This window comes from Pseudomonas sp. GM80, assembly GCF_000282515.1.
Taxonomy (GTDB): Bacteria; Pseudomonadota; Gammaproteobacteria; order Pseudomonadales; family Pseudomonadaceae; genus Aquipseudomonas.
The window spans coordinates 1-9,603 of the sequence record NZ_AKJD01000139.1; the positions used below are offsets into that span (position 1 = coordinate 1).

Sequence of the window (9,603 nt, forward strand, 5' to 3'; positions counted from 1 at the left end):
AGGAGCTGCCGCAGGCTGCGATCTTTTGATCTGCTTTTTTACAATCAAAGGCAAGATCAAAAGATCGCAGCCTTCGGCAGCTCCTACAGGATGTTCATTTTTTCGCAGTACCGATGGGTACTCGCTTGGAGTTCCAGATGCCTGAAACCACACCCCAATCAGCGGTCACAGATCCGATATCCCCCTACGAATCCCTAAACTCAAGAAAGCTCCACGAAGCCGCAGAACGCGCCCTCGATCATTACCTTTTACCAGCAGGCACGACCAAACCCGAGCCCTACAGCCCCAGCAGCATGTTCATGGTCAACCCGCAAACCGACACCGAGTCATTACTGGCAAACGCCTGCGAGTCCCTCGCATCGGCAACGGTGATGCTCGGCGATTTCGCCGGAACACTGGACGGGCCGAACCGCCACACCTTGCAAGGCATCGCTCAAGTGGTGATGTTGGGGGAATTGGCGGTCAACAAGGCGTTGGATAACGTTGAACTGAAGCAGCCAGTTTCAGAGCCCGTCAGCGGACTGAAATAGGCTGGGCGATCAACAATCTGTGGCGAGGGAGCTTGCTCCCGATCAGGCGCGAACCTCCCTTAGCCACAAAACCAGAGAATCAAACGAGACCGACTTATTTTCTGAAAATAAATCCGTCCCCCTTTCAGGAGACTGCTTTGAGAATTGAAAGAGCTGCACGATTTGATGATGTTGACCCGGATTTGGGGTATGAGTACCGCGGGTTCAACTATGTGATTCGGAGTGAAATGAATGAGTTTCATATTAGGACTTACGATGATGAACTCGGTAAAGCAATGGTAGTATGGCCGACTTCTATGCCTGCAAGTCGCAGTCTTAGAATGCTTGTTGAGTTTTTACAAGTTGAGCTGAGTGTGTCCTCGATTTTTCTGTACAACAGCGAGGTGGGGAACTATGCAGAGATAGATCTGCATAGCTTAAGATTCAAAAAATAAATCTGGCACCTTGCGAATCATTCGAATAGCCAAAACGCATTTCATCAGTCAACCCACATTCAAGAAAGCATGCCCACCCCTCAGTCGTTCAAACCCATCAACCTAAGACGATGTCAAACCCTACCTCGGCCAACACCTCCCCGTTAACCATCACCCGAACCCCATGTCGCCCAACATGATGCTTGCGCGTCGTAAAGTCCCGAATCACCTGCCGCCTCGCCACAACCTCACTCCCAAACCCCGCCAACTCCAACGTCTTCAACTTAAAAACCTTCCCCGATACCCCGCCATTCGCCTTCACATAGTCAATCGCATAATCAATCACCAACCGCTGTTCCACCGGCACGGTCGACTTCACTGTAAACGACAACGTAATCGTCTCGCCCAACCGCACCACCGCCGGTTCAACCCGCACATCCAGCAACTCAACCTCAGCCTTCGACCCCGCGCCAATCACCGTCAGCGCGCGCACGTCCCCCTGTTTGATCAAACTCCGCAACGCATGCTTGGCAATCCACGCGGTGTGCTTATTCTCCAGCGACCACCCCTCAATCACATCCAGCACCCATTCCGGGTGCTCTTTGGTGACGTCATTCAGGTGGTTCGCCACGGACTTGCGCACGTACAAGCTGTCGTCGGCCTTCAGCCGGTCCAGTATCCCGGCAGCCAACTGAGGATTGGCTTGTACCGCTTCCAGCCGAAACGACCAAGGCAGGCGAGGGCGGCTGCCTTCGCTGGCCAGGCGGCGGACGTGGTCGTTGTCGTCTTGCGCCCAGTCGTGCATTAGCTCAAGCGAGCGTTCCAGGTCGCTGCGCAGAAAGTGGCGGATGGCGAATTCGGATGAGCCGAAAGTGGTGAAGTACTTCAGCGCTTGCATCGAGGTGTCAAACGCGTGCCCGCCGTAGCTCGCCACGTAGTGCGGCAGGCACATGCTGACGAATCCACTGTTCAGCCGTGGTGCTAGCTGGAAAAGTACGTCGAGTGAATCTTCGTAACCCAGCGGCAGCACGGCATGCAGGCTTTCGCTGACTCGCGCCATGCGTTGCATCACTGATAATTCAGCGAGTCCGTCCTGAGCCTGTTTTAGAAACGCCTTGGCCTTGAACGCGGGATACACGGCGCTCATTTCCTCAGCGATATGGCGCAGGCGTTCGGCGTTGAAGATTTCCTTTAACGCCGTGGCGGCGGTGTCGGTGTTGCTCATGGTCAGGTCATCGGCGTGCTGACGAACGCTTCGAGCGTTTCGGCGTAGGCGGTGTATTGGGCGATGTGGGGGTAGCGGCGGGTGTCGATCTGGTCGGGGACGACGAGGTCGGTGAAGCTCCAGGCGACGGCGAGGCTGATGCCGGCCTGGGTCAGGGTGCCGTCGGTGGGCAGGCCGTTTTGCGCGAGTTCTTGTTCGAGGGCGGTGAATGCGGCGGCGAGTTGGCCTTCGACGCGTTCGACCCACGGCTGGTATTGAATGTCGGCCGGGCGCAGGTTGCGCTCGTAATAGAGCTGCACGGCTTTTTCGCAGGCGGCGAGGCTGAGGCCGATCAGGCGCAGGGCGTGGGCGCGTTGTTTGAGGTCGGCCGGTAGCAGGCTTTTGCTGACGCTGGCTTCGAGGTAGTCGAGGATCAGTGTCGAGTCCATCAGGACCACGCCGTCGTCGAGGATCAGCGTCGGCGCTTTGACCACCGGGTTGATTTGCTGGAATTGTTCGAAGTGACGGAACACCGAGACTGACTCGTGTTCGAGGTCGATGCCCAGGCGTTTGGCGGAGATCGCCACGCGACGCACGTACGGGGAGTCCAGCATGCCGATCAGTTTCATGACGCGTTCCTTCAAGTCGAACCGGTGGGGTAGGCATAACCTAGCCGAGCTTGAAGCAATTGTCAGTCGTCGAATCCCGCTTGTTCGTGAATCTCATCGACATTCAGTTCCAGGCGATAGGCCACTGCCACGAACAACGCTTGGCACAGGCACAACGTGGCGCTCAGTGAACGAAAGGCGAGGGCGCTGCCTTCGTTGACCAGCAAGACGCTGTTCGCGCGTTTGGCCAGGGGCGAGAGGTGGCTGTCGGTGAGGATCAGTGTGTTGGCCTGCTGCTGGCGGGCGTAGCGCAGGCAGTGTTGGGTTTCCTTGGCGTAGGGGGTGAAGCTGATGGCGATGACCAGGTCGTTGGCGCGCACGCTGCGCATCTGCTCGCGATAGCTGCCGCCGAGACCCGAGACCAGGTGAATGCGCTTGTGAGTGTGTTGCAAGTTGTAAACGAGGTAATCGGCGACGGCGAAGGAGCGGCGCACGCCGATGACGTAGATGTTGTCGGCATTGACGATGAGGTCGACGGCTTTTTCGAAGGCGACGTCGTCGAGTTCGCGGCCCAGGCGTTCGATGCCGGAGCGCGTGGCGTCGATGCATTCACGGGCGAGGTCGCCGTCACTGGCTTGCTGCGACTGGTTGGCGATCATGCTGCGGATGCGTTGCTGATAGTTCTGCACCGGTGAGGCTTTGTGGGTGTAGGCGGTGCGGAACAGCGCCTGCATCTCACTGAAGCCGCTGAAACCGAAGCGCTGCGAGAAGCGCACGATGGCCGACGGATGCACTTCGCATTCGCGGGCGATGTCGCTGATGCGGTCGACCATGATCCGGTCGCTCTGCTGGCTCATGTAACTGGCGACGCGTTTGAGCTGGCGCGGCAGGGCTTCGTATTGCTCGGTGATCAGCTGCAGCAGGCGCTCGGCATTGATCGGAGGGCTGGCGAGCGGGCGCTCTTCGTGAGCCGGCAGATCGGGGCGGGGCATAAAGTATCCTTCGGGCTGGTCGATCAACCTGTGGCGAGGGAGGTTGCTTCCTCACCACAAAGTGCTAGGTTGCGGCTGATATTAGGAGGCCTTCGCCGGCTCTGCTGTGCTGAAACGATGCACCCGGTTCATGAAAATGTTGCGGCGGGTTGCGGCGGGTTGCGGCTGGTTTAGCCGTTTGTCTTCTATATACCTCCACTCGACTGAATTTCTTGCTATAAACGCACTCCGATGACCGCTGTGAAGCTCGTGTCAGAGCAGTTTCCGGGCTTTGTCGGACAAATTCCCTGTATTTACAGTTGCTGAGGCCTCAAACGGGCCTTAGACTGCCGCCCCTCGTAAATTGAGTGCCGGGTGGCGTTTGCAATAAACGATGCCTTTTCGTCGACCGGACACGGTTCGCCGGAACGCTCCCTATTTCGCCTTAATGCACGTTTTTTTATAGAGATATCAATGACAAAGGACAAGTTGCTGGCCATGCCGGCAGATGACTACATGAATTCCGAGCAACACGCTTTCTTCACTGAGCTGTTGCAGAACATGAAAGTCGAAACCCATGAGCGCATTGAGCAAAATCGTATCGCCATCGAAAGCCTGGACACCCCGGCTGACCCGGCGGACGCGGCTTCGGTTGAAGAAGAGCGCACTTGGCTGGTCAACGCGATCGATCGCGACCAGCGCATGCTGCCGCAACTGGAACAAGCCCTTGAGCGCATCAAGGAAGACAGTTTTGGCTGGTGCGACGACAGCGGCGAGGCCATTGGCCTGAAGCGCCTGCTGATCAGCCCGACCACCAAGTACTGCATCGAAGCTCAAGAGCGTCACGAGCAGATCGACAAGCACCAGCGTCAGGCCTGATTCTGTGGGGTGACCCCTTGAATAGGGGCGCCTGGAAAAGATCGCAGCCTTCGGCAACTCCTACAGGGGTTGTTGGGGCTGCGATCTTTGCTTTTTGTCGTCTGTGATATTTCCACGCGGTTCATTGACCTGCTGCAGAGCCCACGACTAACGGACCATGGATAATGGCGTTGTAGTGGCGTTTAATGCAGTCACAACAATGAGAACAAGCGTGGGGTGTTGATATGACGAGAGATGGATCTCTGGTTGGGGCTCTGCCTGCACCAGTGCTTTTGCCGAAAAACCGCTGGATCGCTCCGACCCTGCAAAGCATCGCCCTGATGTTGTTGCTGGCCGGCATGACGCTGGGTGAGTGGTCGCTTTACCTCGGTATGCCGTTGGCGGTGCTGATTGTCTGGCTGCCGCGCCTGCGTTCCCGAGCCGTCCCCGCTGTACCGCCTGCCGACACCGGCAGCGCAATGTCTGAACTGACCCGCGACCTTTCCTACACCACCAGCCATAACGCGTTGTCGGCAGCGGGCGTGGCGTTTTCGGTCAAGGAATTGGCCAGCAAACTCGAATCGCAACTCGATGCGGCGGCGCAGATCGTCAGCAACGCCGAGGCGATGATCGCCACCGAACACGCCACCTCGCAGCTCAGCCGTGAAGCGTTGGCAGCCGCCAGCGAGGCGCATCACAGCAGTGCGGCCGGGCGTAGCGAACTGGTCGATTCGATTGCGCTGATGCACCAGCTCAGCCAGCGCGCCAATGCCAGCCGTGAACTGATCGAAGCCTTGAGCGTGCGCAGCGATGACATTCAGCGGGTGACGCTGGTGATTCAGTCCATCGCCAGCCAGACCAACCTGCTGGCGCTGAACGCGGCGATTGAAGCCGCGCGGGCTGGTGAGCATGGGCGCGGTTTTGCCGTGGTCGCGGATGAGGTGCGTGGCCTGGCCGCGCGGACGGCGGCGGCGACGGGCGAGGTCGGTGAGATGGTTGCCGACATTCAGCAACGCACGGCGCAAGTGGTGGAGCAGATTCGCGAGCTGTCCAGCGATCTGCACACCGGTGTCGAGCAGGTCGAGCAGACCGGTCAGCACCTGCAGAACATCGCGCGACTGGCCGCCGGGGTGGAAGGTCAGGTGGGCGAGATTGCCCGCGGCGCCGAGACCAACCGCGAACAACTCGACAGTCTGTTCAAGGCGATCGAGCAGATGCGCAGCGACTTGGCGATCAGCGATCAGCAGACCCGGCGCCTCGCCGACGCCGCCGTGCAGATGGAAGGGCAGGCCGAAACGATTAGCGAGCGTCTGGCCGAAGTCGGTCTGGATGACTATCACCAGCGCATCTATGACTTGGCGCGCGAGGGTGCGAGCCAGATTGCCGCGCGCTTCGAGGCGGACGTCGAGCAGGGGCGGATCAGCCTCGAAGATCTGTTCGATCGCCAGTATCAAGCGATCGGCAATACCCAGCCACCCAAGTATCAAACCCGTTTCGACCGTTATACCGATCAAATCCTGCCGGCGATTCAGGAGCCTTTGTTGCCGCGTCACGAAGGCCTGGTGTTTGCCATCGCCTGCACGCAGCAGGGTTATGTGCCGACGCATAATCAGCTGTTCAGTCAGCCGTTGACTGGCGATGCGCAGGTCGATGCGGTCAACAACCGCACCAAGCGCAAGTTCGCCGATCGCACCGGGATTCGTTGCGGCAGCCATCAACAACCGGTGCTGTTGCAAACATACACGCGCGATACCGGTGAGCTGATGCATGACCTGTCGGTGCCGATCATGATCAAGGGCCGGCATTGGGGTGGTTTGCGCCTGGGCTATAAGCCGGAACGCGCGCGCTGAGCGATTGTTACCGCCGATGCAATGAATCTGTGCACGGCGGTTGCTGTTTCCTCTCGACAGAAAGCATTAATCTGACCACTTAGTTAGGTTGCTAATGATTTCGGGAGGTCTGCATGCAGTGCAGAGTCGATGTTGCGGTGATGATCGGCAGCGGTGTACCCGCCGGTTTGCGCGCGATGGGGCAAAGCGTTTGCTGGGTGGTGTTGCTCAATGGTGAGCGCCGCGGTACCGCGTTTGCCAGTCGCGACGAGGCCGAAGAGTGCAAGGCTGCCTGGCTCGCGCAATTGCAAGCCGAGGCCGGTGACAGCCTGCACTGATCAGATTTACTTGCCGCGGTGCAGGCGTACGTTCAGTTCATCGACCATGACCGCTTCTTCGCCGTCGGCACGTAACCATTCCTTGAGCAGTTGCGCCTGTTGCGGCGACCAGAAGTCGGCGTCGATCAGTTTGGTGTTGGCGTCCAGTGGATGCGCTTCGATGAAGTCGTCGATTGCATTGCCTTCGGAAGGCAGGCCCAGTTGGTCGAACAGGGTTTTCAGATCGTAGGCTGGCAGTTCCATCGTGTGCTCCTTGGGTTGATGCCGAAATGGCACGGTCGATCATTCTCTTTATCTGAGGCAGCCACTCGCCAGGAGTTCGATTTTCGACTCCAGTGAGCGGGCGAGGGCGCAGGCTTCGTTGTGGTCCTTGCGGAAACCTCTTACGCGGCCGGTCGAGATTTCCTGGATATGAAAGAACGCCGTCCCGGCCGGGATCACCAGAAAACGTGGATTTCTGGAGTGGTCGACTGGCTCCGCCGGATTCTTGAGCGAGCTGATATGCAGCGTCATCGGTGATTGGTTGGTGGCGTCAGGCTGTGAGGCAAAGTGAGTCAGAGTGCACATATGAAGTCCTTTTCATCGGTCGGCAGCTATTAACCGGCCGTTTCGGGTAGTCGTAATGAGCATTGCTGCTCTAGAATCGCCAGTACCTGTTGACGACAGGGCTTATCTAAAGCAATTTTTCACGGGCGATATGTCGGAAAAGTGCTTTTTTTCGTGAGAATTTTCCCTAAAGTTCGTAGTCAGCTTTCTCTGTCCGCCAGTAAGGATTTTTCCTTCAAGGTTTGGCGACATCGGGGCAAGTTTCGCGAGTGACATTCCAGTAGTCTTACGAGCCTCGCGATCGATTGAGCACTCTGCTCACTTCGGGCTTTTATTTGAGTCATTTGGCAGCACCGTCGGCCTGGCCGTTTTTTTTGCCGTGCGCGTTTTCCGTGGATGGTTTTTTCAGATGTGGGGATGTTTCTTTGGCAGTCAGTAACCTCGATATGCATGCTTTGTTCGTGCTGGGTGATTTGCGCGCAAAGCTGGTCAAGTTGTTCCAGTCGCGTTTTGTTTACATCACCGAGCAAAATCCCGAAGGCATTTACGTCGCCGAGATCGACACCGAAAGCGCGTTGGTGGTCGATGACAAACCGGGGCTCAAGCTCAAGGTTGGCGATCATTTCAGCGCCTCGGTCCTTCCCAGCCGTGAAGGCGGCAAGATGGATATCCGTTTTCGCGAAATCAAACTGACGGTGTATGGCCTGGGCGATTACGCCTTCGTCGAGACGGCTGACGGCAGCGCGATTCTGTTCAAGGAAGGCCATAGCGTGGTGACCGTGTTTGCCGCTCATGCGCAGTTGCAGGAAGGCCTGACCAAGACCCTCAAAGCCGTCACCGCCAAAGCCGCCAAGTGGCGCAAGGGCGAATTGGTGACCTTCAAGGCCAGCGAGTGAGTCGCGCGGATTTCCATGCGCAAAACATCGACACCGCGCGCGAAGAGGCCCAGCGTTTGTTCGCTGCGAAGGCCGAGTTGCAAGGCGCGTGGTTAAGTTGGGTGGCGGCGCAGATCTACACGTTGCGTCCAGCGGAATACGCCAGCATGGTCAGACGCGAGCTGCAAAGCTTGCAGGAAAAGTCTGATTCGTAACCTCGTCCGGGTTCGGGCCCGGAAAAAGCAGGAACCTCGGCTACAGTCAGTTGACTGAGTATTCAGAGGCTTGCGGTCTTCTGTCAGGCCATCCTGCTATTGCTGTGAACAGCACGAGGTGCAATGCATGAACGGATTTCGACGGTTTTTGGCCGCGAGCGTGGCCACATTCGGTTTGCTGACGTCAGCGCAAACGGTGGTCGCGGCAGAGACGCCGATCCATTTTGCCGACCTGAACTGGGAAAGTGGCAGCCTGATCACGGATGTTCTGCGGATCATCGTCGAGAAAGGCTACGGGTTGCCGACCGACACGTTGCCCGGCACTACCATCACGCTGGAAACCGCACTGGCCAACAACGACATTCAGGTGATTGGCGAAGAGTGGGCGGGGCGCAGTCCGGTGTGGGTCAAGGCTGAAGCCGAAGGCAAAGTGGTCAGCCTCGGCGATACGGTCAAGGGCGCCACCGAAGGCTGGTGGGTGCCGGAATACGTGATCAAGGGCGACCCGGCCAAGGGCATCAAAGCGCTGGCGCCGGACTTGCGCAGTGTCAGTGATCTGAAAAAATACAAGGATGTGTTCAAGGATCCGGAGAACCCAAGCAAGGGGCGTTTCCTCAACAGCCCGATCGGCTGGACCTCGGAAGTGGTCAACAAACAGAAGCTGACCGCGTATGGGCTGCAGGATGACTTCACCAATTTCCGCAGTGGCTCCGGCGCGGCGCTGGACGCGGAGATCAGTTCTTCGATCCGTCGCGGCAAACCGGTGTTGTTCTACTACTGGTCGCCGACGCCGCTGCTGGGCAAATTCAAACTGGTGCAGCTGGAAGAACCCGCGTTCGATGCCGAAGCCTGGAAGACCCTGACCGACGCGGACAACCCCAATCCGAAACCCACGCGCTCGCTGGCGTCGAAGCTGTCGATTGGCGTGTCGACGCCGTTTCAGAAGCAATATCCGCAGATCACCGAGTTCTTCAGCAAGGTCGACTTTCCGATCGAGCCGCTGAACAAGGCGCTGGCCGAGATGAGCGAAAAACACACCGCGCCACGCGATGCGGCGGTCGCGTTCATGAAGGCGCACCCGGACGTGTGGCAGGCGTGGTTGCCGAAGGATGTCGCGGAAAAAGTATCCACCAACCTCTAACGCACCGCTTCATGTAGGAGCTGCCGCAGGCTGCGATCTTTTGATCCTGTCTGTAAAAAAACAGATCAAAAGATC

12 protein-coding genes are annotated in these 9,603 nt (G+C 58.0%); 7 read left to right on the plus strand and 5 right to left on the minus strand.

Annotated elements, in window-relative coordinates; genetic code table 11:
• Window positions 1-137 precede the first annotated feature (137 nt).
• Window positions 138-530 carry a DUF6124 family protein gene (locus PMI37_RS19880; RefSeq protein WP_008084229.1) on the plus strand — a complete coding sequence of 131 codons (393 nt, stop codon included), beginning with the start codon at window positions 138-140 and terminating at the stop codon, window positions 528-530.
• 531 nt (window positions 531-1,061) lie between these two features.
• Here PMI37_RS19880 and PMI37_RS19890 read toward each other — a convergent pair.
• The 3 genes from PMI37_RS19890 to PMI37_RS19900 all read right to left on the minus strand — a co-directional run bounded on the left by PMI37_RS19890 (window position 1,062) and on the right by PMI37_RS19900 (window position 3,747).
• The gene (locus PMI37_RS19890) at window positions 1,062-2,168 is read right to left on the minus strand and encodes a DNA alkylation repair protein (protein ID WP_008084234.1); all 1,107 of its coding nucleotides are present in this window, start codon (window positions 2,166-2,168) and stop codon (window positions 1,062-1,064) included.
• A 2-nt stretch (window positions 2,169-2,170) separates the two neighbouring features.
• Window positions 2,171-2,776: a glutathione S-transferase gene (locus PMI37_RS19895; protein WP_008084236.1), complete on the minus strand. Its 606-nt coding sequence runs from the start codon at window positions 2,774-2,776 to the stop codon at window positions 2,171-2,173.
• A 62-nt stretch (window positions 2,777-2,838) separates the two neighbouring features.
• Entirely contained in the window at window positions 2,839-3,747 is a 909-nt protein-coding gene (locus PMI37_RS19900) for a MurR/RpiR family transcriptional regulator (RefSeq protein ID WP_008084238.1), read from the minus strand.
• A gap of 453 nt (window positions 3,748-4,200) precedes the next feature.
• Between PMI37_RS19900 and PMI37_RS19905 the strand changes: the two genes are divergently transcribed.
• From PMI37_RS19905 to PMI37_RS19915, 3 genes are all read left to right on the plus strand, one after another.
• Window positions 4,201-4,605 carry a TraR/DksA family transcriptional regulator gene (locus tag PMI37_RS19905; protein ID WP_008084239.1) on the plus strand — a complete coding sequence of 135 codons (405 nt, stop codon included), beginning with the start codon at window positions 4,201-4,203 and terminating at the stop codon, window positions 4,603-4,605.
• 605 nt (window positions 4,606-5,210) lie between these two features.
• On the plus strand, window positions 5,211-6,434 hold the full coding sequence (locus tag PMI37_RS19910) for a methyl-accepting chemotaxis protein (protein ID WP_443216827.1): 1,224 nt from the start codon (window positions 5,211-5,213) through the stop codon (window positions 6,432-6,434).
• Window positions 6,435-6,547: 113 nt separating this feature from the next.
• The gene (locus PMI37_RS19915) at window positions 6,548-6,751 is read left to right on the plus strand and encodes a hypothetical protein (protein ID WP_008084245.1); all 204 of its coding nucleotides are present in this window, start codon (window positions 6,548-6,550) and stop codon (window positions 6,749-6,751) included.
• Window positions 6,752-6,757: 6 nt separating this feature from the next.
• On the opposite strand, the gene PMI37_RS19920 is transcribed toward PMI37_RS19915, so the two are convergent.
• Window positions 6,758-6,994 (minus strand): DUF2789 family protein, encoded by a 237-nt coding sequence (locus PMI37_RS19920; RefSeq protein WP_007910733.1) that lies wholly within the window; start codon window positions 6,992-6,994, stop codon window positions 6,758-6,760.
• 48 nt (window positions 6,995-7,042) lie between these two features.
• Window positions 7,043-7,264 (minus strand): hypothetical protein, encoded by a 222-nt coding sequence (locus PMI37_RS19925; RefSeq protein ID WP_085989812.1) that lies wholly within the window; start codon window positions 7,262-7,264, stop codon window positions 7,043-7,045.
• A gap of 479 nt (window positions 7,265-7,743) precedes the next feature.
• Here PMI37_RS19925 and PMI37_RS19930 point away from each other — a divergent pair, with 479 nt between their 5' ends.
• The 3 genes from PMI37_RS19930 to PMI37_RS19940 all read left to right on the plus strand — a co-directional run bounded on the left by PMI37_RS19930 (window position 7,744) and on the right by PMI37_RS19940 (window position 9,528).
• Window positions 7,744-8,193, plus strand: coding sequence for a hypothetical protein (locus tag PMI37_RS19930; protein WP_177323325.1), 450 nt, complete (start codon window positions 7,744-7,746; stop codon window positions 8,191-8,193).
• On the plus strand, window positions 8,190-8,387 hold the full coding sequence (locus PMI37_RS19935) for a hypothetical protein (RefSeq protein WP_008084251.1): 198 nt from the start codon (window positions 8,190-8,192) through the stop codon (window positions 8,385-8,387). The genes PMI37_RS19930 and PMI37_RS19935 overlap by 4 nt, the downstream gene beginning before the upstream one ends.
• Window positions 8,388-8,514: 127 nt before the next feature.
• Window positions 8,515-9,528, plus strand: coding sequence for an ABC transporter substrate-binding protein (locus tag PMI37_RS19940; protein WP_008084253.1), 1,014 nt, complete (start codon window positions 8,515-8,517; stop codon window positions 9,526-9,528).
• The last annotated feature ends 75 nt before the right edge of the window (window positions 9,529-9,603 follow it).